The organism is Streptomyces lucensis JCM 4490 (genome assembly GCF_014650035.1).
Taxonomy (GTDB): Bacteria; Actinomycetota; Actinomycetes; order Streptomycetales; family Streptomycetaceae; genus Streptomyces; species Streptomyces lucensis.
On the sequence record NZ_BMUE01000012.1, the window covers coordinates 127,276 to 150,024 of the forward strand.

General features: G+C 74.4%; 24 protein-coding genes and 1 pseudogene. 16 read left to right on the forward strand and 9 right to left on the reverse strand.

Annotated elements, in window-relative coordinates; translation table 11 throughout:
- Positions 1-3 precede the first annotated feature (3 nt).
- The 4 genes from IE177_RS25245 (at position 4) to IE177_RS25260 (ending at position 3,153) form a co-directional block, all read left to right on the forward strand.
- A complete protein-coding gene (locus tag IE177_RS25245; RefSeq protein WP_190017712.1) occupies positions 4-408 on the forward strand; it encodes a RidA family protein in 405 nt (134 codons plus the stop codon).
- A 14-nt stretch (positions 409-422) separates the two neighbouring features.
- The gene (gene hisF / locus IE177_RS25250) at positions 423-1,178 is read left to right on the forward strand and encodes an imidazole glycerol phosphate synthase subunit HisF (protein ID WP_190017713.1); all 756 of its coding nucleotides are present in this window, start codon (positions 423-425) and stop codon (positions 1,176-1,178) included.
- A gap of 124 nt (positions 1,179-1,302) precedes the next feature.
- On the forward strand, positions 1,303-1,890 hold the full coding sequence (locus IE177_RS25255) for an ArsR/SmtB family transcription factor (RefSeq protein ID WP_190017714.1): 588 nt from the start codon (positions 1,303-1,305) through the stop codon (positions 1,888-1,890).
- Between the two features lie 12 nt (positions 1,891-1,902).
- A complete protein-coding gene (locus IE177_RS25260) occupies positions 1,903-3,153 on the forward strand; it encodes an MFS transporter (protein WP_190017715.1) in 1,251 nt (416 codons plus the stop codon).
- 13 nt (positions 3,154-3,166) lie between these two features.
- Here IE177_RS25260 and IE177_RS25265 read toward each other — a convergent pair whose 3' ends face one another.
- Together IE177_RS25265 and IE177_RS25270 are read right to left on the reverse strand one after the other, a co-directional pair.
- The gene (locus IE177_RS25265; protein ID WP_190017716.1) at positions 3,167-3,559 is read right to left on the reverse strand and encodes a VOC family protein; all 393 of its coding nucleotides are present in this window, start codon (positions 3,557-3,559) and stop codon (positions 3,167-3,169) included.
- 13 nt (positions 3,560-3,572) lie between these two features.
- Positions 3,573-4,208 (reverse strand): TIGR03085 family metal-binding protein, encoded by a 636-nt coding sequence (locus tag IE177_RS25270; protein ID WP_190017717.1) that lies wholly within the window; start codon positions 4,206-4,208, stop codon positions 3,573-3,575.
- Positions 4,209-4,327: 119 nt separating this feature from the next.
- Between IE177_RS25270 and hisI the strand changes: the two genes are divergently transcribed.
- The 11 genes from hisI (at position 4,328) to lgt (ending at position 13,523) form a co-directional block, all read left to right on the forward strand.
- Positions 4,328-4,729: a phosphoribosyl-AMP cyclohydrolase gene (gene hisI, locus IE177_RS25275; RefSeq protein WP_190017718.1), complete on the forward strand. Its 402-nt coding sequence runs from the start codon at positions 4,328-4,330 to the stop codon at positions 4,727-4,729.
- An 11-nt stretch (positions 4,730-4,740) separates the two neighbouring features.
- Positions 4,741-6,243 carry an anthranilate synthase component I gene (locus tag IE177_RS25280; RefSeq protein ID WP_190017719.1) on the forward strand — a complete coding sequence of 501 codons (1,503 nt, stop codon included), beginning with the start codon at positions 4,741-4,743 and terminating at the stop codon, positions 6,241-6,243.
- A gap of 67 nt (positions 6,244-6,310) precedes the next feature.
- Positions 6,311-6,949 (forward strand): TIGR02234 family membrane protein, encoded by a 639-nt coding sequence (locus IE177_RS25285; protein WP_190017720.1) that lies wholly within the window; start codon positions 6,311-6,313, stop codon positions 6,947-6,949.
- A 184-nt stretch (positions 6,950-7,133) separates the two neighbouring features.
- Positions 7,134-7,391 (forward strand): HGxxPAAW family protein, encoded by a 258-nt coding sequence (locus IE177_RS25290; RefSeq protein ID WP_190017721.1) that lies wholly within the window; start codon positions 7,134-7,136, stop codon positions 7,389-7,391.
- A 178-nt stretch (positions 7,392-7,569) separates the two neighbouring features.
- Entirely contained in the window at positions 7,570-8,001 is a 432-nt protein-coding gene (locus tag IE177_RS25295) for a DUF2752 domain-containing protein (protein WP_229816266.1), read from the forward strand.
- 149 nt (positions 8,002-8,150) lie between these two features.
- Positions 8,151-8,960, forward strand: a complete 810-nt coding sequence (trpC, locus tag IE177_RS25300; protein WP_190017723.1) for an indole-3-glycerol phosphate synthase TrpC — start codon at positions 8,151-8,153, stop codon at positions 8,958-8,960.
- 21 nt (positions 8,961-8,981) lie between these two features.
- Complete coding sequence (trpM, locus tag IE177_RS35845; RefSeq protein WP_373305172.1) at positions 8,982-9,176, forward strand: tryptophan biosynthesis modulator TrpM; 195 nt, start codon at positions 8,982-8,984, stop codon at positions 9,174-9,176.
- Between the two features lie 293 nt (positions 9,177-9,469).
- Complete coding sequence (gene trpB, locus IE177_RS25305) at positions 9,470-10,753, forward strand: tryptophan synthase subunit beta (protein ID WP_190017724.1); 1,284 nt, start codon at positions 9,470-9,472, stop codon at positions 10,751-10,753.
- Entirely contained in the window at positions 10,750-11,568 is an 819-nt protein-coding gene (gene trpA, locus IE177_RS25310; protein ID WP_190017725.1) for a tryptophan synthase subunit alpha, read from the forward strand. Before trpB ends, trpA begins: the two co-directional genes overlap by 4 nt.
- 97 nt (positions 11,569-11,665) lie before the next feature.
- Positions 11,666-12,442, forward strand: a complete 777-nt coding sequence (locus tag IE177_RS25315; protein WP_190017726.1) for a DsbA family protein — start codon at positions 11,666-11,668, stop codon at positions 12,440-12,442.
- An 82-nt stretch (positions 12,443-12,524) separates the two neighbouring features.
- Positions 12,525-13,523: a prolipoprotein diacylglyceryl transferase gene (gene lgt, locus IE177_RS25320; protein WP_190017727.1), complete on the forward strand. Its 999-nt coding sequence runs from the start codon at positions 12,525-12,527 to the stop codon at positions 13,521-13,523.
- A 131-nt stretch (positions 13,524-13,654) separates the two neighbouring features.
- On the opposite strand, the gene IE177_RS25325 is transcribed toward lgt, so the two are convergent.
- From IE177_RS25325 to IE177_RS25355, 7 genes and pseudogenes are all read right to left on the reverse strand, one after another.
- The gene (locus IE177_RS25325; RefSeq protein WP_190017728.1) at positions 13,655-14,467 is read right to left on the reverse strand and encodes an HpcH/HpaI aldolase/citrate lyase family protein; all 813 of its coding nucleotides are present in this window, start codon (positions 14,465-14,467) and stop codon (positions 13,655-13,657) included.
- On the reverse strand, positions 14,464-15,669 hold the full coding sequence (locus IE177_RS25330) for a CaiB/BaiF CoA transferase family protein (protein ID WP_190017729.1): 1,206 nt from the start codon (positions 15,667-15,669) through the stop codon (positions 14,464-14,466). Before IE177_RS25330 ends, IE177_RS25325 begins: the two co-directional genes overlap by 4 nt.
- Positions 15,666-16,559 carry a ribokinase gene (gene rbsK, locus IE177_RS25335; RefSeq protein ID WP_190017730.1) on the reverse strand — a complete coding sequence of 298 codons (894 nt, stop codon included), beginning with the start codon at positions 16,557-16,559 and terminating at the stop codon, positions 15,666-15,668. Before rbsK ends, IE177_RS25330 begins: the two co-directional genes overlap by 4 nt.
- Positions 16,556-17,938 (reverse strand): ADP-ribosylglycohydrolase family protein, encoded by a 1,383-nt coding sequence (locus IE177_RS25340; protein ID WP_190017731.1) that lies wholly within the window; start codon positions 17,936-17,938, stop codon positions 16,556-16,558. The genes rbsK and IE177_RS25340 overlap by 4 nt, the downstream gene beginning before the upstream one ends.
- The gene (locus IE177_RS25345) at positions 17,926-19,110 is read right to left on the reverse strand and encodes an ADP-ribosylglycohydrolase family protein (RefSeq protein WP_190017732.1); all 1,185 of its coding nucleotides are present in this window, start codon (positions 19,108-19,110) and stop codon (positions 17,926-17,928) included. The genes IE177_RS25340 and IE177_RS25345 overlap by 13 nt, the downstream gene beginning before the upstream one ends.
- A gap of 7 nt (positions 19,111-19,117) precedes the next feature.
- The gene (locus IE177_RS25350) at positions 19,118-20,236 is read right to left on the reverse strand and encodes an ADP-ribosylglycohydrolase family protein (RefSeq protein ID WP_190017733.1); all 1,119 of its coding nucleotides are present in this window, start codon (positions 20,234-20,236) and stop codon (positions 19,118-19,120) included.
- A gap of 449 nt (positions 20,237-20,685) precedes the next feature.
- A pseudogene (locus IE177_RS25355) lies at positions 20,686-21,696 on the reverse strand (ADP-ribosylglycohydrolase family protein); the annotation flags it as partial.
- A 296-nt stretch (positions 21,697-21,992) separates the two neighbouring features.
- Here IE177_RS25355 and IE177_RS25360 point away from each other — a divergent pair.
- Positions 21,993-22,724 carry a VIT1/CCC1 transporter family protein gene (locus IE177_RS25360; protein ID WP_190017734.1) on the forward strand — a complete coding sequence of 244 codons (732 nt, stop codon included), beginning with the start codon at positions 21,993-21,995 and terminating at the stop codon, positions 22,722-22,724.
- The last annotated feature ends 25 nt before the right edge of the window (positions 22,725-22,749 follow it).

The following is a 22,749-nucleotide window of genomic DNA, read 5'->3' on the forward strand; positions in this document are numbered from 1 at the left end:
GTCATGACGTCCCAAGCCGTGCGGCGCGTGCAGAGCGGAAGTCCCTGGGAAGAGAGTTTCGGATTCGCACGTGCCGTCGCGGCGGGCGACCGGGTACTGGTCGCCGGGACGACGTCCTTCAAGGGCACCGTGCTGTACGGGGAGGGTGACCCCTACGAACAGGCGAAGGTCGCCTTCACCGGCGCGCTGGAGGCGATCGCGGAGTTCGGGCTCGGACCCGAGTCGGTGCTCCTGACCCGGATGTACCTCACCCACGTGCGGGACGTGGACGCCGTAGGGCGCGCCCACAAGGAGCTGTTCGACGCGGTGCGGCCGGTCTCGACGCTGCTGGTCGTCGAGGGCTTCGTCGACCCGCGCATCCTGGTCGAAGTGGAACTAGAAGCATTCAGGGGCCGGCAGGCCCCCTAAGGAGCCGTGACCTCATGACCCTGGCGGTCCGAGTCATCCCCTGCCTGGACGTGGACAACGGACGGGTCGTCAAGGGCGTCAACTTCCAGAACCTGCGCGACGCGGGCGACCCGGTCGAGATGGCCAAGGTGTACGACGCCGAGGGCGCCGACGAGCTGACGTTCCTGGACATCACCGCCTCCTCGGGCGACCGGGAGACGACGTACGACGTGGTGCGCCGCACCGCCGAGCAGGTGTTCATCCCGCTGACCGTCGGCGGCGGCGTCCGCACGGCCGAGGACGTGGACAGGCTGCTGCGGGCCGGCGCCGACAAGGTGGGCGTGAACACCGCGGCCATCGCCCGCCCCGACCTGATCCGCGAGATCGCCGAGCGGTTCGGGCGGCAGGTGCTGGTGCTCTCGGTGGACGCGCGGCGCACCGCCGAGGGCGCCTTCGAGGTCACCACCCACGGCGGGCGGCGCGGCACCGGGATCGACGCCGTGGAGTGGGCGCACCGGGCCGCCGAGCTGGGCGCCGGGGAGATCCTGCTGAACTCCATGGACGCGGACGGCACGAAGGACGGCTACGACCTGGAGATGATCGCCGCCGTCCGCAAGCACGTGACCGTGCCCGTGATCGCCTCCGGCGGCGCCGGCAAGCTGGCCGACTTCCCGCCGGCCGTCGGCGCGGGCGCGGACGCCGTACTGGCGGCGTCGGTGTTCCACTTCGGCGACCTGCGCATCGGCGAGGTGAAGCAGGCGCTGCGGGACGCGGGGCACCCGGTGCGGTGACACCGCGCTGAGCCCTGGCCCCGGTCGTCCGGTGGGTGGCCGGGGCTCTCTCATGGGCAGATACGAAAGAGAAGTTGCGCAATATCTGTTGCGCAAACTTTCTTTCGTATTTAGGGTCGTGAGCATGGCAAGCAAGGAACAGCGGCAGATCACTGACATGGGCACGCTCAAAGCGTTGGCCCACCCCCTGCGCATGCAGCTCTACCGACTGCTGTTCGTCGCCGGGGCCGCCACCGCCTCACAACTGGCCGAACAGGTCGACGAGGCCGTCTCCCTGGTCAGCTACCACCTGCGCAAGCTGGCCGAGCACGGCCTGGTGGAGGAGGCGGAGCCGCGCAGCGCGGACGCGCGGGAGCGCTGGTGGCAGCCGGCCTCCGAGGGCGTCGCCATCCGGGACGAGGACTTCCGTGACGCCCCCGAGAAGGTCGCCGCCCACCTGGCGGCCTCGCGGATGTTCCTGGAACAGCGCAACGAGATGTACCGCAGGTACCTCGACGAGCGCGCCCACTGGGGTCCGGAGTGGAACGAGGCGGCGTACGACTCCGAGAGCCTGCTGCGGCTCACCGCCGGTGAACTGGCCGCACTGAAGAAGGACATGCAGGACCTGCTCAATCGCTACGACGAGCAGAGGCGGGCCCGCGAGGCCGCCGGTGACACCACGGCGCGCGAACACGTGGCGCTGCACACGTACGCCTTCCCCTTCCGTGTCTGAGAGGACACCTCCGTGACCGCCACCGTCATACCCGAGGCGCCGCTCCCTCTCGACCGCCCCGCCCACCGCGACCCCAACGTCCTGCGCTGGCTCGGCGCCTACACCTCCTCGATGCTCGGTGACAGCGTCTACTACATCGCCCTGTCGTGGACCGCCGTCCAGTCCGGCACTCCCGCGCAGGCCGGCGTCGTGATGTCCGTCAGCGCGGTGCCGAGGGCCGTGCTGATGCTCGGCGGGGGAGTGCTCACCGACCGGCTCGGCCCGCGCCGCGTCGTCATCGGCAGCGACGCCGTGCGCTGCGCCGCCGTCCTCGCCGTGGCAGCGCTGCTCTTCCTCACCAGCCCCGGGCTGTGGGCGCTCGCCCTGCTCGCACTGGTCTTCGGCACCGTCGACGCCGTCTTCATGCCCGCCGTGGGCGCCCTCCCCGCCCGGATCACCCACCAGGGCCAACTGGCCCGCGTCCAGGGCATGCGCGGCCTCGCCATCCGGTTCGCGAACGTCGCCGGCGCCCCGCTCGGCGGACTCGGCGTGGCGGCCGGCGGATCCCCCACCGCCTTCGCGCTGGCGGGTCTGCTGATCGCCGTGTCCGTGCCGCTGCTGGTCTCGGTGCGCCTGCGGAACCTGCCCGCCGACCCGGCGGACGCCCCGCGCGGCACCCCCCTCGCCGACCTCAAAGCCGGCCTGCGCTACATCCGCCGCCACCGGGTCCTCGGCCCGCTGATGCTGGTCATCGCCCTCGGCGACCTCGGATTCGTCGGCCCGCTGAACGTGGGCCTGACCCTGCTCGCCGAACGGCGTGGCTGGGGCGCCGCCGGGATGGGCTGGGTCCTCGCCGCGTTCGGGGCCGGCGCGGGCGCCGCCTCGCTGCTGCTGGCCGTGCGCGGCCGGGTGCCCCGCGCGGGACTGGTCACCGGCTGCGCGTGCGTCGTGGGCTCCGTGGCCATCGGCGCCCTCGCCTTCGCCCCCGCCCTCCTCGCCGCCGCCGGCGTGGCGCTGCTCGTGGGCCTGCTCGCCGGCCTCAGCGGCGCCCTGTGCGGGGCCCTGCTGCAGACCCAGGCCGACCCGGCCTACCTCGGCCGGGTCACCGCCGTCTCCGGTCTGGTCAGTCTCGGCCTCGCGCCGCTGAGCATGCCGTTCGCGGCCGCCGCGATCGGCGTCTTCGGTCTCGGCCCCGTCTACGTGGTCAGCGCGGCCGTCTGCGGCCTCGGCGGGGTCGTCACCCTCGCCGTCCCCGGCCTGCGCCGTGCGGAACTCCCCGCCTGACGGCGCCTCACCCCTACGGCTGAATCAGCTGCACCAGATTGCCCACCGTGTCGTCGAACACCGCCGCGAGCACCGGCCCCTGCTCCCGCGGGGCGTGCGTGAAGCGGACGCCCAGGCCGCGCAGCCGCTCGTACTCCGCCGGCAGATCCTCCACCGAGAAGACGATGCACGGGATCCCCGCCTCGTACAGCGCCCTGCGGTAGGGATCGGCGATGGGCCCCTGGCCGGGCTCCAGCAGCAGCTGGAGATCCGGCTGGGCCCCCTGCGGGGCCCCGACCGTGACGAACAGCGTGCCGTCCCCCAGATCCATGTGCAGGCGGGTCTCGAAACCGAGGACGTCCGTGTAGAAGGCGTGCGCCCGCGCCACGTCCTCCACGAACACACTGGTCATCGCCACCTTGATCATGGGGCGCGCCCTCTCAGAAGCCCAGTTGCCGGGACTCGTGCAGCCTGTCGATCGCGTCCGCGTCGCCGTCCAGCTCCACCTCGGCCGCGTTCTGCCGGCCGTACGCGAACATCAGCAGTTCCGACGGCTCCCCGGTCGCCGTCACCACCGGGGTGCCCCGGTGCGCCACCACCGTCTGCCCGTCCGGGCGGCGCAGCACCACACCCGTCGGCACCCCCCGGCCCACCAGCCGCGCGGTGCGCTCCAGCCGGGACCACAGCGCGTCCTGGAACACCGGGTCCAGCTCCCGCGGGGCCCAGTCCGGCTGGGCACGGCGGACGTCCTCGGTGTGGACGTAGAACTCGACGATGTTGGCGGCCTCGTCTATCTGCTTGAGCTGGAACGGCGAGAAACGCGGCGGGCCGGTACGGATCAGCCGGATCAGCTCCTCGTACGGCCTCGCGGCGTACTCGGCCATCACCTTCTCCAAGCGCGGCGCCAACTGCTTGACCAGCGCGCCTCCCGCCGCGTCCGGGCGGCGCTCGCGCACGATCACGTGCGCCGCCAGGTCCCTGGTCCGCCAGCCCTCGCAGAGGGTCTCGGCGTCGGGACCGACGGTTTCCAAGAGGTCGGCGAGCAGAAGCCGTTCACGCTTGGCGAAGGTCGACATGCAGTCAGCCTACGACCGGTCACCGGCCGTGCCCACCGGGGCCCGCCGCACGGCCGCCACCGCCGTCCGACCGGTGGACACGGCCGCCACCGCCGGTGCGGCGCGGCACAATGGCACCCATGACCAGCACGACCGGAACACCCCGGCCCAGCAGCCTCGACCCGGAGATCGCCGCCCGCCTCAAGCGCAGCGCCGACGGCCTCCTCCCCGCCATCGCCCAGCAGTACGACACCGGCGAGGTGCTCATGCTCGGCTGGATGGACGACGAGGCACTGCACCGGACCCTGACCACCGGCCGCTGCACCTACTGGTCGCGCAGCCGCCGGGAGTACTGGGTCAAGGGCGACACCTCCGGACACTTCCAGTGGGTGAGGTCGGTCGCGCTGGACTGCGACGCGGACACGGTGCTCGTCAAGGTCGACCAGGTGGGCGCCGCCTGCCACACCGGCGCCCGCACCTGCTTCGACGAGGACGTGCTGGTCAAGGACGCCGGCCCCGGCGCGACCGGCTCGGACCAGTGAGGCCGGCGGCCATGGACCTGGACACCTTCCGCAAGCTCGCCGCCGACCGGCGCGTCATCCCGGTCACCCGCAAGCTCCTCGCCGACGGCGACACCCCGGTCGCGCTCTACCGCAAGCTCGCCGCCGAACGCCCCGGCACCTTCCTGCTGGAGTCTGCGGAGAACGGCCGCTCGTGGTCCCGGTACTCCTTCGTGGGCGTCCGCTCCGCGGCCACGCTGACCGCCCGCGACGGCCAGGCCCACTGGCTCGGCACCCCGCCGGTCGGCGTCCCCGCCGACGGCGACCCGCTCCAGGCCCTGCGCGCCACGATCCAGGCCCTGCACACCCCCCACCAGGAGGGCCTGCCGCCCTTCACCGGCGGCATGGTCGGCTACCTCGGCTACGACATCGTCCGCCGTCTGGAGCGGATCGGCCCCGGCGAACGGGACGATCTGCGGCTCCCTGAACTGACCATGCTCCTGACCAGCGACCTCGCGGTCATGGACCACTGGGAGGGCTCGGTCCTGCTGATCGCCAACGCGATCAACCACAACGACCTCGACACCGGCGTGGACGAGGCCTATGCCGACGCCGTGGCCCGGCTGGACGCCATGGAGGCCGACCTCACGCGCGCGGTGGCCCAGCCCCCGGCCGTCCTGCCGCCCTCCGAGCTGCCCGAGTACAGCGCGCTGTGGGGCGGGCCGGACTTCCAGCGGGCCGTGGAGGACATCAAGGAGCGCATCCGCGCCGGCGAGGCCTTCCAGGTCGTGCCCTCCCAGCGCTTCGAGACCCCCTGCACGGCGAGCGCCCTGGACGTCTACCGGGTGCTCAGGGCCACCAACCCCTCGCCGTACATGTACCTGTTCCGGTTCCCCGACGGCGAGAACGGCGCGTTCGACGTCGTCGGATCCTCCCCCGAGGCACTCGTCAAGGTCGAGGACGGACGCGCGATGGTCCACCCCATCGCGGGCACCCGGCACCGCGGGGCCACCCCGCGGGAGGACCAGGCCCTCGCCGACGAACTGCTCGCCGACCCCAAGGAGCGCGCCGAGCACCTGATGCTGGTCGACCTCGGCCGCAACGACCTCGGCCGGGTCTGCGAGCCCGGCTCGGTCGAGGTCGTCGACTTCATGTCCGTCGAGCGGTACTCGCACGTGATGCACATCGTCTCCACCGTCACCGGCAGGGTCGCCGCGGGCCGCACGGCCTTCGACGTGCTCACCGCCTGCTTCCCGGCGGGCACCCTCTCCGGCGCGCCCAAGCCGCGCGCCATGCAGATCATCGACGAGCTGGAGCCGTCCCGGCGCGGCCTGTACGGCGGCTGCGTCGGCTACCTGGACTTCGCCGGCGACTCCGACACCGCGATCGCCATCCGCACCGCGCTGCTGCGGGACGGCACCGCCTACGTCCAGGCCGGCGCCGGCGTCGTCGCCGACTCCGACCCCGCGGCGGAGGACCAGGAGTGCCGCAACAAGGCGGCGGCGGTGCTGCGGGCGGTGCACACGGCCAACCGGCTGGCCCGCCGGGACGCGTGACGGAACACCGAGTGGGGCGCTTCTCATACGAACCCCGGGTGACCGTTCGCCCGGGGTTCAGGCGATAGTGGAGTACGTGACTGCCGTACCCCATCCCCGTTCCGAAGCCGCCGCACCCGCCCGGTCCGGCCGGCGGAGCCTCGCCGTGGCCCTCCTGTGCGGCGCCCTCGGCGCGGCCGTGACACTGCTCGCGACCCGGCAGCGCTGGGCGCAGGGCACCGCGACGGTCGCCGGCGGCGGCTTCCCGCTGACCGCGAAGGGCAGCGACGTCACCGGCGTCCCCGCGGCCCTCGCCATAGTCGGCCTCGCCGCGCTCGTCGCCGTCTTCGCCGTCCGCAGGGCCGGCCGCCTGCTCGTCGCCGGCCTGCTCGCGCTCTCCGGGGTCGGCGTCGTGGCCGCCGCCCTCGTGGCCGCCTCCGACGGCTCCGTCCTGGACGAGAAGGCCGCACAGGCCAGCGGCGACACCTCCGCCACGGTCGGCGCGCTCACCCACACCGGCTGGCCCTACGTCGCGGTCGCCGGCGGCGCCCTGATCCTGCTCGCCGGCCTGCTCGCCCTGCGCTACGGCAGCCTGTGGCCCGCCATGTCCGGCCGCTACGAACGCGGCGCCGACCGCCCGCGCCGCAGGTCCCGGCCGGTCGACCCGGAGCGTCCCGAGGAGATGTGGAAGGCCCTGGACCGCGGCGAGGACCCGACCGGGGCCTGACCCGGACGCCGCCGCCCGCGGATGTGGCGCAACAGACGCCACCCCCGCGTCCGGCGGGCGCGCGCGTACGGGACAATGGACGGTGAGCGTCCGGCTCGGACGGTTCCGGCTCGGACAGTGACGGGCACGCTCGCAACCGTACGGACCCGTAGTACGACACGTACACAGCAACGAGGAGCAAGTCATGGCGGGCAGCAGCCACGGCCACACCCCGGCCGCCTGGACCGGTGTCATCATCGCCTTCATCGGTTTCTGCGTCGCGGGCGCCTTCATGGTGATGGCCCAGCCGCTCGGCTTCTGGGCGGGCATGGTGATCGTGCTCCTCGGTGGTGTCGTGGGCATGGCCATGCGCGCGATGGGCCTCGGCCAGCCGAAGCAGGAGCGCGCCGTGCCGCGCAAGGCCCCCGCCGCGACCCGCGAGCCGGCCGGCGCCGAGGGCTGAGCCCCGAAGGCTTCCCGCGAGGGGTGGTCCGGCGTCCGCGAGGACGCCGGGCCGCCCCTCGCCGCGTACCGGGGTAGGGTCCGGGCCCGCCGCCCGGCCGGACGCTCCCCGCGCGCGTGCCGCCGCCGCGGGGCAGAATGCCGCCGTGAACGCCGACAGTCGCACGGCCCGGCCTCCGGTGCCGTCCCAGGCTCCGCCCCGCGTCCCGCCCGCCCCGGTGTGGCGGCGCCTCGCCGTCCCCGCCGGACTGTTCACGGCCGTCGCCGGCGCCTTCGCCTACGTCGCCGCCGTCGACCCGAACGAGCCGGGCCACTACCCCGTCTGCCCCCTGTACCGGCTCACCGGCCTGTACTGCCCCGGTTGCGGCGGACTGCGCGGCGCGCACGCCCTCGCCCACGGCGACCTCCTCACCGCGCTGCACGACAACGCGGCGGGCGTGGCCGCCGGTGCGGGTCTCGCGGTGCTGTGGACCGTGCGCGCGGTGTGCGCGCTGCGCGGCCGGCCGGTGCGGCTCGACCCCCGGCCGGCCCACCTGTGGCTGATCGGCGTCCTGCTCCTGCTCTTCACCGTGGCCCGCAACCTCCCGTTCGGCGGTTGGCTCCGTCCCTGACCGGCTTCCGCGGCCGAGCGGGCGGTTTGTCCAGGTCGTGGGACCGCTGTCCACCGGATGCGAGATCACCGCTTTACTGCGGATACCATCGCAGTGACCAGAGGTTTTCAGAACCTGAAGGAACCACCGTCCGGAAGGGGGCCGCTCGCGTGAGTGTGCTCGACGAGATCATCGACGGAGTCCGTGCCGACCTCGCGGAGCGGCAGGCACGCGTCAGCCTCGACGAGCTCAAGGAGCGCGCGGCCAAGGCTCCCGCCGCCAAGGACGGGGTGGCCGCGCTCAGGGGCGACGGCGTCAAGGTGATCTGCGAGGTCAAGCGCTCCAGCCCCTCCAAGGGCGCGCTGGCCGCGATCGCCGATCCGGCGGGGCTGGCCGCGGACTACGAGGCGGGCGGCGCGGCCGTCATCTCCGTCCTCACCGAGCAGCGCCGTTTCGGCGGCTCGCTGGCCGACCTGGAGGCCGTCCGCTCCCGCGTGGACATCCCCATCCTGCGCAAGGACTTCATCGTCACGTCGTACCAGCTGTGGGAGGCCCGGGCGTACGGCGCCGACCTCGCGCTGCTGATCGTCGCCGCCCTCGACCAGCCGGCCCTGGAGTCGCTGATCGAGCGGGCCGTCTCCATCGGCCTCACGCCGCTCGTCGAGGTGCACGACGAGGAGGAGGCCGAGCGTGCCGTGGACGCGGGCGCCCGGGTCATCGGCGTCAACGCGCGCAACCTCAAGACGCTGAAGGTCGACCGCGGCACCTTCGAGCGGGTGGCACCGGAGATCCCGGACGGCATCGTCAAGGTCGCCGAGTCCGGGGTGCGCGGGCCGCACGACCTGATCGCCTACGCCAACGCCGGCGCCGACGCGGTCCTGGTCGGGGAGTCCCTCGTGACCGGGCGCGACCCCAAGGCCGCCGTGTCCGACCTCGTCGCGGCGGGCGAGCACCCCGCTCTGCGGCACGGGCGGGGCTGACCCCCCGATAGGCTGTTCGAGATGATGCTTCCGATCACCCCGGCGACGCGGGACCCCTATGCCCGCCTCGCCCGCGGCTGCCGGCCCCGCGGCTGCCGTGCCCCCGCGCGGCGGGTGCACGGGCGGCGGGTCCGCTATGTGATCGGCGACGAACCCGGGCAGGTGAACGGCATGCGATGGCGTCACGTCGCGTGCGCGTCACCTGCGGTGAGCTGAGCCGAGTCTCCCTGTGAACGCCGGCCCACCCGCTCCCCGTCTGCCCTGACACCCCAGGGGGCCTCGCCCCCTGGACCCCCGCCCCTCGCCCCCCACCACCCGACTCGGTCGGCTGACAGGGAACCCGCCCGGGTCCGGCTCGGCATCCGCTCGGGCCGTGGTGTGGCAGGGGCCGTTGTCCGGCCCTGCCGACGGTGCGGGCGGCCGGGTGGGACATCACCGCCGAAGGCAGCGCACGCGTACTCGTACCCCAAGTCCGGCAACCCGGGGCCCAGCCCCTGCGAGGTATCCGTATGCCCAGCGAGTTCTTCATCCCCGACCCCACCGGCCAGGTGCCCAGCGCCGAGGGCTACTTCGGCGCGTTCGGCGGCAAGTTCATCCCGGAGGCCCTCGTCGCCGCCGTGGACGAGGTCGCCGTCGAGTACGACAAGGCGAAGGCCGACCCCGAGTTCGCGCGCGAGCTCGATGAGCTCCTCGTCCACTACACCGGCCGGCCCAGCGCCCTCACCGAGGTGCCGAGGTTCGCCGAACACGCCGGTGGCGCCCGCGTGTTCCTCAAGCGCGAGGACCTCAACCACACCGGCTCCCACAAGATCAACAACGTGCTCGGCCAGGCCCTGCTCACCAAGAGGATGGGCAAGACGCGCGTCATCGCCGAGACCGGCGCCGGCCAGCACGGTGTCGCCACCGCCACCGCCTGCGCGCTCTTCGGCCTCGACTGCACCATCTACATGGGTGAGATCGACACCCAGCGGCAGGCCCTCAACGTCGCCCGCATGCGCATGCTCGGCGCCGAGGTCGTCGCGGTGAAGTCCGGCAGCCGCACCCTGAAGGACGCCATCAACGAGGCGTTCCGCGACTGGGTCGCCAACGTCGACCGCACCCACTACCTGTTCGGTACCGTGGCCGGCCCGCACCCCTTCCCGGCCATGGTCCGCGACTTCCACCGGGTCATCGGCGTGGAGGCGCGGCGGCAGCTCCTGGAGCGCGCCGGCCGGCTGCCCGACGCCGCCGTCGCCTGCGTCGGCGGCGGCTCCAACGCCATCGGCCTCTTCCACGCCTTCATCCCCGACGAGGGCGTCCGGCTCATCGGCTGCGAGCCGGCCGGGCACGGCATCGAGACCGGCGAGCACGCGGCCACCCTGACCGCGGGCGAGCCCGGCATCCTGCACGGCTCCCGGTCCTACGTGCTCCAGGACGACGAGGGCCAGATCACCGAGCCGTACTCCATCTCGGCCGGCCTGGACTACCCGGGCATCGGCCCCGAGCACTCCTACCTGAAGGACTCCGGCCGCGGCGAGTACCGTGCGGTCACCGACGACGCCGCGATGCAGGCCCTGCGCCTGCTGTCACGCACCGAGGGCATCATCCCGGCCATCGAGAGCGCCCACGCCCTCGCCGGCGCCCTGGAGGTCGGCAGGGAGCTCGGCGGGGACGGCCTGATCGTCGTCAACCTGTCCGGCCGCGGCGACAAGGACATGGACACCGCCGCCCGCTACTTCGGCCTCTACGACACCGACGCCGAGGTCGCCGCCAATGAAGCCGACACCGCCGAGATCGAGGGGGACGCCAAGTGAGCGGGAACATCCAGCTGCTGTCGGACACCCTGGCCGCCGCCAAGGCGGAGGGCCGGTCCGCGCTCATCGCCTACCTCCCGGCCGGCTTCCCGACCGTGGACGGCGGCATCGAGGCGATCAAGGCCGTGTTCGACGGCGGCGCCGACGTCGTCGAGGTCGGCCTGCCGCACAGCGACCCCGTCCTCGACGGCCCGGTCATCCAGACGGCCGACGACATCGCCCTGCGCGGCGGGGTGAAGATCGCCGACGTCATGCGCACGGTCAGGGAGGCCCACCGGGCCACCGGCAAGCCCGTGCTCGTCATGACGTACTGGAACCCCATCGACCGCTACGGCGTCGAGCGCTTCACCGCCGAGCTGGCCGAAGCGGGCGGCGCGGGCTGCATCCTGCCCGACCTGCCGGTCCAGGAGTCCGCGCTGTGGCGGGAGCACGCCGACAAGCACGGTCTCGCCACCGTCTTCGTCGTCGCTCCCAGCAGCAAGGACGAACGCCTCGCCCGGATCACCGCGGCGGGCAGCGGCTTCGTCTACGCCGCCTCGCTCATGGGCGTCACCGGCACCCGCGAGTCCGTCGGCGCGCAGGCCCAGGACCTGGTCGAGCGCACCCGCGCCACCGGCACCGGCCTCCCCGTCTGCGTGGGCCTCGGCGTCTCCGACGCGGCCCAGGCCGCCGAGGTCGCCGGCTTCGCCGACGGCGTCATCGTCGGCTCGGCGTTCGTCAAGCGGATGCTGGACGCACCCGACCCCGCGAGCGGCCTCGACGCGGTCCGCCGGCTCGCCGGCGACCTGGCCAAGGGCGTGCGCGGACAGGCGTAACCGCAGGTCACTTTCCCTATCAGAACACTCGGTCACTCGAACGAGTGGACTCAGGCCCGGGGAGGCGCGCAGCGCCTCCCCGGTTCGTTCTGGGGGTGTGAGCGAGAAGAACCGTGACGGAAAGCGCACCGCCCGCGAGCGGCTGGTGGTCGAGCGCGAGAAGCAGAAGACGGCGGAGAAGCGACGGCGTGCGCTGATCGTCGGCGCCAGTGTCGTCTGCGTCCTCGGTCTCGCGGCGGTGATCGGCGTCGTCGCCGCGAACGCCGGCAAGGACAAGAAGAGCAGCAAGGCGGGCCCGGTCGTGGCGCCGTCGGGTGCGCAGGGCAGGGACAGCCTCGCGATCCCGGTCGGCAAGGACGGCGCCCCGTCGACGCTCACCGTCTGGGAGGACTTCCGCTGCCCGGCCTGCCGGGCCTTCGAGGCGGCGTACCGGCCGACGCTCCACGAGCTGGCCGACTCCGGGAAGCTCAGGATCGACTACCACCTGGTCCGGCTGATCGACGGCAACCTCGGCGGCAGCGGCTCCCTGCGCGCGGCCAACGCCGCGGCCTGCGCCCAGGACGCCGGGAAGTTCCGCGACTACCACGACGTGCTGTACGCGAACCAGCCCGAGGAGACGGACGACGCCTTCGGCGACGACGCCAAGCTGATCGCGCTGGCCGGCAAGGTCAACGGCCTGGACACGCCGGCGTTCCGCAAGTGCGTGAAGGACGGCACCCACAACAGCTGGGTCGACAAGTCCCACAAGGCGTTCCAGGCCGGCGGCTACGGCGGCACGCCGACGGTCCTGTTCGGCGGCAGGAACATCTACCAGGACCGGACGATGACCCCGGCCAAGCTCAAGCAGATGGTGGAGGAGGCCGGCAAGGGGTAGGCGTCCCGCACGCCCCTGTTACGCACCCGTAGCCGGTCCGCTTGCCGTCTCCGCGGCCCGGCACGGTAGCGTCGGACCTGCCATGGAACTTGCCTACATTCCCAGCCCGTCGCACGGGGTGCGCTATCTCGGCCCCATCCCGCTGCGCGGCTACGCCTTCTGCATCATCATCGGCGTCTTCATCGCCGTCTGGCTCGGCAACAGGCGCTGGGTCGCCCGCGGCGGGCAGCCCGGCACGGTCGCCGACATCGCGGTATGGGCCGTGCCGTTCGGCCTGGTCGGCGGTCGGCTCTACCACGTGATCACGGACTACGAGCTGTACTTCAGCGACGGCCGTGACTGGGTGGACGCCTTCAAGGTGTGGGAGGGCGGCCTGGGCATCTGGGGCGCCATCGCGCTCGGCGCGGTCGGCGCGTGGATCGGCGCCCGGCGCCGGGGCGTCCCGCTGCCCGCGTACGCCGACGCCGTCGCGCCCGGCATCGCCCTCGCCCAGGCCATGGGCCGCTGGGGCAACTGGTTCAACCAGGAGCTGTACGGGCGCGAGACGCACGTCCCCTGGGCGCTGCACATCACCTCCTCCGACGGCGGCCGGGTGCCCGGCTACTACCACCCGACCTTCCTGTACGAGTCCCTGTGGTGCGTGGGCGTCGCTTTCCTCGTCATCTGGGCCGACCGCCGCTTCAGGCTGGGCCATGGCCGGGCGTTCGCCCTGTACGTCGCCGCCTACTGCGTGGGCCGCGGCTGGATCGAGTACATGCGGGTGGACGACGCCCACCACATCCTGGGCCTGCGCCTCAACGACTGGACTGCGCTGGTCGTCTTCCTGCTGGCCGTGACGTACATCGTCGTGTCGTCGAAGAAGCGGCCGGGACGGGAGGCCGTGGTCGAGCCGGGCGCCTCCGGTACCCCGGCCCACTCCGGCGACGGCTCCGACGGCCCTGACGACGCCGGCCCCGAGAGCCATGGCGACGCCGGTTCCGACGGTCCTGCCGACGGCACGGAGGCTGCCGCCAAGGAGAAGTCCGGGCCGGGCGCCGAGGAGGCGAAGGACGAGGCCGAGGCGGCACCGGGCAAGAGCTGACGGCCGGCCGGAAGGCCATCGAGGGCGCCCGGGGTTCCCCGGGCGCCCTCGGCGTGCGCGGACGACCGGCCGGCGGCGGCACACACGACCGGGCCGATGCCGCCGGACGTCGCGCCCGACGGGCGGAACCGTCACCTTCGGCGCGCCAGGGACAGCGTGCGCCGGGCCATGGCGACCACCGCCGCGTCGATGAAGCGGCCGTCGGGAAGGGCCTGGGCGCCCTGGTCGGTCGCCGCCGCCTTCACGACCGTCTCGGCGTGCTCGATCTCCGCCGGCGTCGGCAGGTACGCCCGCTCGATGACCGGCAGCTGCCGGGGGTGGATCGCCGCGCGGCCCAGGAAACCGAGAGCGCGGCCCCGCGCGCAGGACGCGGCGAGACCGTCCAGGTCGCGGATGTCGGGGTGGACGGACTGGGGCGGCGGCGCGAGGCCGGCCGCACGGGCCGCGACGACGACGCGCGAGCGCGGCCAGTCCAGGCCCGCGTCGGCCCGGACGCCCAGGTCGGCCCGGAGATCGGCCTCGCCCAGGGAGATGCCCCTGAGGGACGGGTGGGCACCGGCGATCGCGTGGGCGTGCTCGATGCCGAGGGCCGACTCCAGCAGGGCGTACAGGGGAAGCGGCGTGGCCACGGCGACCTGCCGGATCTGGTCGGGCGACGTCACCTTCGGCAGCCGCAGCCCGGACACGCCCGGCAGCGCGGCGAGCGCCGCGAGGTCGGCGGCCGCCCAGGGGCCGTCCAGGGCGTTGACCCGGACGTGCACCGGGACCGGCTGGTGCGCGCGCAGCACCTCAACCGTGGCGGCGCGGGCGTACTCCTTGCGATCCGGGGCGACCGCGTCCTCCAGGTCGATCACCACCACGTCGGCGCCCGCGGCCAGAGCCTTGGCCACGACGTGCGGGCGGTCGCCGGGGACGTAGAGCCAGGTGAGCGGGTACCGGATCACAGGGCGCCCTCCGCCCGCAGCGCGGCGATGTCGGCGGGGCACAGGCCCAGCTCCGTCAGCACGGCGTCCGTGTCGGCGCCGTGCGGCCGGCCGGCCCAGCGGATCGCGCCCGGAGTGGCGGACAGCCGGAAGAGGACGTTCTGCATGCGCAGCGGGCCCAGCTCGGCGTCGTCGACGGTGGTGACCGTGTCCAGGGCCTGGTACTGGGGGTCGGCCAGGACGTCCCTGACGTCCTGGACCGGGGCCGCCGCCGCCTCCGCCTTCTCGAAGGCCGCCAGGACGTCGGTGCGGGTGCGGGCGGCGATCCAGGAGCCGACCGCCTCGTCGAGGACGCCGGCGTGGGCTGCCCGGCCGGCGCCCGTGGCGAACCACGGCTCCTCGGCCAGCTCCGGGCGGCCCACCAGCCGCATCACCCGCTCCGCGACCGACTGCGCGGAGGTGGAGACGGCGACCCAGGCGCCGTCGGCGGTGCGGTAGGTGTTGCGGGGGGCGTTGTTCGCGGACCGGTTGCCGGTACGTTCCTGCACGTAGCCGAGCTGGTCGTACCAGGTGGGCTGCGGGCCGAGGACCGACAGGATCGGCTCGATGATCGCCATGTCGACCACCTGGCCCGTGCCGGTGCGCTCCCGGGCGGCCAGCGCCGTCAGCACGGCGTACGCGGTCGCCAGGCCGGCGATCGAGTCCGCCAGTCCGAACGGCGGAAGCGTCGGGGGCGCGTCCGGCTCACCGGTGATCGCGGCGAAGCCGCTCATCGCCTCGGCGAGGGTGCCGAAGCCGGGGCGGTGCGCGTACGGCCCGAACTGGCCGAAGGCGGTGACCCGGGCCAGGACCAGCCGGGGGTTGGCCGCGGACAGCTCCTCCCAGCCGAGGTCCCACTTCTCCAGGGTGCCGGGGCGGAAGTTCTCGATCACCACGTCGGCGCCGGCGGCGAGCCGGAGCAGGACGGCGCGTCCGCCGGGCGTGGACAGGTCGAGGGTGACGGTCCGCTTGTTGCGGCCGAGCACCTTCCACCACAGGCCGACGCCGTCCCTGGCCGGGCCGTGCCCCCGGGAGGGGTCGGGCCTGCGCGGATGCTCGACCTTGAGCACATCTGCGCCGAAGTCGCCGAGCAGCGTCGCGGCCATCGGGCCGGCGAACAGGGTCGCGAGGTCCAGGACCCGCAGACCGTTCAGGGCGCCCGGTGCGGGAGCGGTCGTCGTCATGCGCTGTACTGCGCCTCGATCTCCGGGCGGTACGGCATCGACGCCGACGCCCCGGCCCGCTGGACGGAGAGCGCGGCCGCGGCGGCCGCCCAGGTCAGCGCCTCCCGCACCGGCTTCTCCTCGCCGAGGGCCACCGCGAGCGCGCCGGCGAAGGTGTCGCCCGCTCCGGTTGAGTCGACGGCGGTCACCCTCGGCGCGGGCACCACCAGCGGTTCGGTGCCCCGGGCCAGGTACAGGCTGCCCGTCGCGCCCAGGGTGACGACGACCTCGGGCACCGACTCCAGCAGGGCGGCGGCCGCCTCTCGCGGGTCGGTGCGGCCGGTGAGGGTGACCGCCTCGTACTCGTTGGGCACCAGCAGATCGACGGCGGCGAGCAGCTCGGGGGGCAGCGCCTGGGCGGGGGACGGCGTGAGGACCGTGCGGACCCCGTGCCGGCGGGCGGCCTGGGCGCCCGCGACGACCGCGGCCAGCGGGATCTCCAGCTGGAGCAGCAGGGCGTCGGCCGAGGCGATGACGCCCTCGTCGCCGGGGGAGAGGTGGTCGACGGTGCCGTTGGCGCCGGGGACGACGACGATGGAGTTGCCGCCCTCGTCGTCCACGACGATGTGCGCCGTGCCCGACGGGCCCTCGACCGTGCGCAGGGAGTCGGTGTCCACACCGGAGTGTTCGAGGGTGCCGCGCAGCCGTGTGCCGTAGGCGTCGTTGCCGACCGCGCCGATCATCGAGACGGTGGCGCCGGCGCGGGCCGCGGCGATCGCCTGGTTGGCGCCCTTGCCGCCGGGGATGGTGCGGAACTCGCGCCCCGTCACGGTCTCGCCGCGCTGCGGGGCCTTCGTGACGTAGGTGACGAGGTCCATGTTGGTGCTGCCGAGGACGGCGATGTGGGTCATGGGCGGGTCGCCTCCAGATGGGTGAGGTGGGCGAGGGTGTCGAAGCCGACGCCGTCGAAGTCGGCGACGGTGGTGGCCAGCCGGTTCTTCAGCGGGGCCCGCCAGCGGTCGGGGAGGGCCGCGGGGGAGCCCGCGAGCAGCCCGGCGACGCTGCCGGCCGTGGCGCCGTTGGAGTCCGTGTCCCAGCCGCCGGACACCGCACGGCAGACGGAGCCGGTGGGATCGCCGTCCGCGTGGGCGAGGGCGGCGGCGATCAGGGCGGTGTTGGGGACGGCGTGGACCCAGTGGTGGGTGGGTGCGTGCACGGCGTGGAGTTCGTCCACGACGTCGTCGAAGTGCTCGTGCGTCCCGGCCAGCCGGAGGGCGTGGGCGAGCGCGAGCGCGAGGCGGGAGCGGGGCGGGACGACGGTGAGGCCGGCCCGCAGGCAGGCGTGCACGTCCTCGGTCCCCGTGGCGGCGGCGGCGATGACGGCGGCCGTGAACATGGCCGCGTAGACGCCGTTCGCGGTGTGGGTCAGGACGGCGTCGCGGTGGGCCTGTTCGGCGGCGGCGGCCGGATCGCCCGGATTGGTCCAGCCGTGCACGTCGGCGCGGATCAGCGCGCCGATCCACTCGCGGAAGGGATTGCGGTGGCGGGCGGTGTGCGGGGGCTCGATGCCGGTGAGCAGGTTGCGCAGGGCGATGCGCTCGGCTGTGAAGGTGCGGCCGGGCGGGAGTTCGTCCAGCCACAGCCGGGCCACGTCCGCGGTGCTGAACGACCTTCCGTGGCGCCGCAGGAGCAGGAGGTTCAGCAGGGGGTAGTTGAGGTCGTCGTCCTCGGGCATGCCGTCGATGTTCTCGGCGAGACAGGTGGCGGCCGAGCGGCGGTTCCACGGGTACCGGTCGAGGAGGGCCCCGGGGACGCCCCGGGCGGTGAAGTAGCCGGTGAGGGGCCAGTTTCCCGACGCCCTGGCCAGGGCCCGGATGCCGTCCAGGGGGAGCTTCTCCACGGGCTTGCCGAGCAGGCAGCCGATGGCCCTGCCCAGCCAGGCGGCCTCCAGGGCGTCCGGGGCGGGCGCCGGGCGGCCCGCGGCCCGCCGGGGCGCGCCGGACGGCTGCGGCCAGTGCGCGCACAGGGACTTGATCGCCGTCAGGTCCGTCGGTTCGTCCTCGGCCAGTCTGCTGGGCAGGTCGGCGAGTTCGTCCAGCAGGTCCTCGGCCAGCAGCCGCAGGTAGCGGGAGGCGCGGCCGGCGGACGCTCCCGCACGCTCCGGGGCGTCCGGGCCGCCCGCCGCGCGCCAGCGCGCCTCGATCGCCGAGGGCTCCCGGCCGTCCAGGCGGGCCTGGCGCAGTTCGTGGCCCAGCAGGTCCTCCGGCTGCACCCAGGTCAGTCGGAGCATGGGCGTCCTCCGAGCGCGACGAACGCCCGCTCGTGGGCGCGCCGCCGGGTCACGTCCCGCTCGAATACCTCGCGGGTCACCGCGGCGAGCGTGCGGGCCGGCTCCCACAGGTCCAGGCGGCTCGCGTCCGCGACCGCCTTCGCCCAGTCCTCGGGCACGGGCGAGCCCAGCGCGCCCGCGAGCGCACCGGCCATCGTGGCGATCGAGTCGCAGTCGCGTCCGTAGTTGACCGAGCCCAGGACGGCGTGCCGGTAGTCGCCGCCCGCGACCAGCAGCATGCCCAGGGCGATGGGGAGCTCCTCGATCGAGTGCAGGCGGGAGGGGCGGCGGGCGGCGAGCGAGGGGGCACGGTAGTCCGGGCCGACCGTGTCGTACGGTGCCACCGCCGTGCGCAGCGGGCCGAGCGCCGACTCGAAGTCCCGGTACCGCACGGCGACTTCGCACACCTTCTCGATCGCGGTGCGGGTGCCGTCCCGGGCCAGGGACAGGCAGGCGGCCACGACCGAGTCCGGGGTCGCGCCGGGCGCGGTGGCGGCGGCGACGGCCGCGGCGAAGACACCGGCCGCCTCACGGCCGTACGACGACTGGTGCGCGCCGGCGACGTCCAGCGCCTCGGCGTAGGCGGCGGCCGGATGGGCCGCGTTGACCAGACCGACGGGAGCCATGTACATCGCGGCGCCGCAGTTGACGATGTTGCCGACGCCCGCCTCCCTGGGGTCGGCGTGGCCGTACGCGAGCCGGGCCACCAGCCACTTCTCGGCGAGGAAGAGCCGGTGCAGGGGCAGTGCCTCGCTCTCCAGCTCCGGGATCCAGCGCGGATGGGTCATCAGGTCGGGGACCAGGTGGTCGGCGATCGCGTAGGCGTCGAGGTGGTCGCGGACGCGATCGTAGACCCGGACCAGGGCGTGGGTCATCAGGGTGTCGTCGGTGACGTGGCCGTCGCCCTTGTGGTACGGGGCGACGGGGCGGGCGGTGCGCCAGGCGTCGCCGTGCCAGGGGCCGACGACGCCGTGCACGCGGCCGCCGTGGCGCTCGGTGATCTGCTCGGGGGAGTAGCCCTCCACCGGGCCGCCGAGGGCGTCACCGACGGCGGCGCCGACCAGGGCCGCGGTGATCCGCTCGTCGAGACCGCTCGGACCCGGCCCCCGGTTTTCTTCTCCTTTGGGCGTCATGCCCGAATCATCCTCCTGGGCGGGCCGGTTGCGCGGCTTCGAGGAGACCGGCGAGTTCCACCAGGTCGGTGCCGGTGAGCCGGGGCAGGGTGCAGCCGGGCAGGACCCGGCAGGCGTCCCGCCACGACTGCGGGACGGCCGCGCCGCCGCCGAGGGCGCCGGTGAGCGCGCCGGCCAGGGCGGGGGCGGAGTCGGCGACCCGGGACAGGCAGGCGGCGGCGGGCACGGCCTCGGCGATGCGGCCGCGGGCGGCCGCGGCCAGGGCGAGGGCGACGGGGACGGTCTCGGCGGCGGCGATGCCGTAGCTGTAGACGTGGTCGACGATCTGGTGCTCCAGGAGGGGGACGAGGGAGAAGGCGCAGTCGCTGTCCCGGGCGAGCGCGAGCGCGTGGCGGGTGTTGCGGCCGATCTCCGTGTCCAGGGGCAGTTCGGCGAGCGCGGCGTCCACGCAGGTGCCGGTGTCCGCGCCGGCGAGGGCCAGCGCCAGGGCCGCCGCCATCGCGCGGGCGCCGTGCACGCCGTCGCCGTCCTGGGTGTAGCGGGCGTCGAACTCGGCGAGGGCGGCGGCGCGCGGGGCGTCGCCGGGGTGGGCGACCGCCAGGACGCAGGCGCGGACACAGGCCGCGTCGTCGAAGTAGTGGGGGTTGTCGTGGCCGGTCGCGGGCGGGCGCAGTCCGGTGGCGAGGTTGCCCAGGCCGGCGCGCACGGAGATGCGGGCCCGCAGGGGCAGCACGGCGGACTCGGTCTCCGGGGCGCGTTCCGTCGCCGCGGCGACCTCCGAGGCCACGGCGGTCCAGGTGAGGTCGATCGCGGCCCGCATCCGGCGTTCCCGGCTGAGGTCGCCGAGGACGTCGTCGTCACCGGCGCGCAGGACCGCCTCCGCGGCGAACACCGCCCACTCGGCGTCGTCGGACGGGCCGAGGCGCAGGGGCTCGGGGGGCTGGTTGAGGGCGATCGGCACGGGCAGGGTGGTCGTCGCGTTCTGCTCGGCGAAGGTGTCCAGCTCCCGGGTCAGCCGGCGCGTCCACTCGGGCATCCGGGCGGCACGGTGCCGGGCCGCCGGCCAGCCGGCGGCGTCGCCCGCGGCGAGCCCGAGGAGGAGGCCCTCGATGCGCCGGGCCGTCATGACGTCCCCTCGCCGTCCCGGTCCCCGGAGTTCCCGGCCCCCACCAGCGGACCGCGCCCCTCGTCCCCGGGACTCCCCACCCATCCGGCGTCCGCGGGACGGGACGTGGCGGCGAGGTGGCGGGGGGAGTCGGCCGACGCGGGACCGGAAGCGGGGTGCGGGGGCCGCTCGGCGGGCCGTGAGGCGGCGGGAGGGGCCGGGTCGGCGCCGGCCGGTGGGCGGACGCGGGCCGGGCGCGGGGGGGACGCGGCCGCGCGGCGGAAGGCGGCGGGGGGCGGGCGGCTGCCGGCCGGGGCCGGCGCTGAGGCGGGGTGGGGTGGCCGCTCGGGCGGGGCGCAGGCGGCCGCGAGGAGCGGGGGCGGGTCGGTGGCGGGGAGGAGGGGGACGGGCGGGGTGTCCTGGGGGGTGGGCAGCAGCAGCGCGCGTACCGGTTCCGGCAGGACGTCCGCTCCCCACTTGCCCCCCTCGCCCGGTACCAGCAGTTCCGCCACGTCCAGGACGTGGTGGCCGGCCATGGACGGCAGACAGCGGCCGCGCGCGGGGCCGATGGCCGACGCCCAGACCGCCGGGATCGCGGCGAGCCCCTCGGTGGCGCCGGACAGCGCGCCGGCCACCGCCGCCGTCGTGTCCGCGTCGCGGCCCATGTTGACGGCGGTCAGGACCGCCTCCCGGAAGTCGCCGTCGGCCGCCGCGTACGCCCCGAAGGCGAGGGCGACCGCCTCCGGGGCCAGGTCGGTCCAGGGATAGCCGCCGACCACGACCGCGGAGCGGACCGCGCGCTCGCCCCGGTGGGCCACGGCCACCGCGCGCCGCAGGGAGCGGGCCGTCCAGGAGTCGTCCGGGACGACGGCGAGGGCGGAGGCGATCACCACCGGTACCGCCGCTCCCGCCATCGCCGCCGCCACGCCCGCCGCGACCGCCTGGCCGCCGTAGATGCCCTCCCCCTCGTGGCTGATCGAGCCGTCGATCGCCACCAGGCGGGCCGCCTCCCCGGGGCGCCCGGCGGCGAAGACCCCGAAGGGCGCCGCGCGCATCGCCAGCCCGTCGCTCCAGGCGTGCCGGTGCTGGGCGGAGATGGGGGCGGCCAGGCCCCGGCGGAGGTTCTCCAGGGTGCCGCGTTCGCTGAAGCCCGCGCCGCGGAAGGGGCCCTCGGCCCGGTCCGCGATCCACGCGTGCCAGGCCGCCTGCACATGCGCCGGGGTCAGCGCGGAGCCGTGCCGGGCCAGCAGGAGACCGGAGAAGATCGCGTACTCGGTGTCGTCCGTGCCGGACGGTCTCTCGGCGACGTACCCGGTGATGCGGCCCCAGCGCGCCCGGATCTCGGAGGGCCTGAGGTTCTCCGCCGGCGCCCCCAGTGCGTCGCCGACCGCCAGGCCGAGCAGCGCACCACGCGCCCGTTCGCGCAGACCGGGAGCGTCCCCGCGGGCCGGGACCGGGGGAGTACGGGCGATCGATGCCATTTGGCGGCCTCCTTCGGCAGGACCACGGGGTCCCGCGGCGGCCTCGGTCGGCGGGACCACGGGGACCCTTTGGGGATGTGTCCCACGGGAGGCGTCCGGGTCAGCGCCCGGGAGGGCGGAGTCACCCGCTCGGCATCTGAGTGTTCGCATGCACAAATGAGCGACGCGGCCGAAAGTGCAGCTTAGCCCAGCCTTTCCTTGCTGGCGGGAGGGGCTCCGGCGGCGTAGGTTCAGGCATATCAAAAAATAGAACTCGTCCAAACTTAGCTTTGGCTAAGCTACCCCGGGGGGTCCGTATGGCCATCATCGACAACGAGGCCACGCTGCACGAGGCGCACCGCGACAACCACACGCACCGCGACGTCAACGGCGGCTGGCTGCGCCCCGCCGTCTTCGGCGCCATGGACGGCCTGGTCTCCAACCTCGCCCTGATGACCGGCGTGGCCGGCGGCTCCGTCAGCCAGCACACGATCATCATCACCGGACTCGCGGGCCTGGCCGCCGGCGCCTTCTCCATGGCGGCCGGCGAGTACACCTCCGTCGCCTCCCAGCGGGAGCTGGTCGAGGCCGAGCTGGACGTCGAGCGCCGCGAGCTGCGCAGGCACCCGCAGGACGAGGAGGACGAGCTGGCCGCCCTCTACGTGGCGCGGGGGGTCGAGCCCGAGCTGGCCCGCGAGGTCGCCCGGCAGCTGTCCAGGGATCCCGAGCAGGCGCTGGAGATACACGCCCGGGAGGAACTGGGCATCGACCCCGGCGACCTGCCCTCGCCGCTGGTCGCCGCCGTCTCGTCGTTCGGCTCGTTCGCGCTCGGCGCCCTGCTGCCCGTGCTCCCGTACCTGCTCGGCGCGACCGTCCTGTGGCCCGCCGTGCTCCTCGCCCTCGCCGGGCTCTTCGGCTGCGGTGCCGTCGTGGCCAAGGTGACCGCGCGGACCTGGTGGTTCAGCGGCCTCAGGCAGCTCGCCCTCGGCGGTGCGGCGGCCGGTGTGACGTACGCCCTGGGCAGCCTGTTCGGAACGGCCGTAGGATAGCGGCGCCGGTACTTATGCGACGGGA

Excerpts from the sequence above, each read along its gene's own strand:
- IE177_RS25280 (WP_190017719.1), top strand. The coding sequence starts at position 4,741 with ATGGACCTGGACACCTTCCGCAAGCTCGCCGCCGACCGGCGCGTCATC.
- IE177_RS25290 (WP_190017721.1), top strand. The coding sequence starts at position 7,134 with ATGGCGGGCAGCAGCCACGGCCACACCCCGGCCGCCTGGACCGGTGTC.
- trpM (WP_373305172.1), top strand. The coding sequence starts at position 8,982 with ATGATGCTTCCGATCACCCCGGCGACGCGGGACCCCTATGCCCGCCTC.
- IE177_RS25245 (WP_190017712.1), top strand. The coding sequence starts at position 4 with ATGACGTCCCAAGCCGTGCGGCGCGTGCAGAGCGGAAGTCCCTGGGAA.
- IE177_RS25345 (WP_190017732.1), bottom strand. The coding sequence starts at position 19,110 with ATGACGCCCAAAGGAGAAGAAAACCGGGGGCCGGGTCCGAGCGGTCTC.
- IE177_RS25350 (WP_190017733.1), bottom strand. The coding sequence starts at position 20,236 with ATGACGGCCCGGCGCATCGAGGGCCTCCTCCTCGGGCTCGCCGCGGGC.
- lgt (WP_190017727.1), top strand. The coding sequence starts at position 12,525 with ATGGAACTTGCCTACATTCCCAGCCCGTCGCACGGGGTGCGCTATCTC.
- rbsK (WP_190017730.1), bottom strand. The coding sequence starts at position 16,559 with ATGACCCACATCGCCGTCCTCGGCAGCACCAACATGGACCTCGTCACC.
- IE177_RS25340 (WP_190017731.1), bottom strand. The coding sequence starts at position 17,938 with ATGCTCCGACTGACCTGGGTGCAGCCGGAGGACCTGCTGGGCCACGAA.
- IE177_RS25360 (WP_190017734.1), top strand. The coding sequence starts at position 21,993 with ATGGCCATCATCGACAACGAGGCCACGCTGCACGAGGCGCACCGCGAC.
- IE177_RS25330 (WP_190017729.1), bottom strand. The coding sequence starts at position 15,669 with ATGACGACGACCGCTCCCGCACCGGGCGCCCTGAACGGTCTGCGGGTC.
- hisF (WP_190017713.1), top strand. The coding sequence starts at position 423 with ATGACCCTGGCGGTCCGAGTCATCCCCTGCCTGGACGTGGACAACGGA.
- hisI (WP_190017718.1), top strand. The coding sequence starts at position 4,328 with ATGACCAGCACGACCGGAACACCCCGGCCCAGCAGCCTCGACCCGGAG.
- IE177_RS25265 (WP_190017716.1), bottom strand. The coding sequence starts at position 3,559 with ATGATCAAGGTGGCGATGACCAGTGTGTTCGTGGAGGACGTGGCGCGG.
- trpB (WP_190017724.1), top strand. The coding sequence starts at position 9,470 with ATGCCCAGCGAGTTCTTCATCCCCGACCCCACCGGCCAGGTGCCCAGC.
- IE177_RS25255 (WP_190017714.1), top strand. The coding sequence starts at position 1,303 with ATGGCAAGCAAGGAACAGCGGCAGATCACTGACATGGGCACGCTCAAA.
- IE177_RS25270 (WP_190017717.1), bottom strand. The coding sequence starts at position 4,208 with ATGTCGACCTTCGCCAAGCGTGAACGGCTTCTGCTCGCCGACCTCTTG.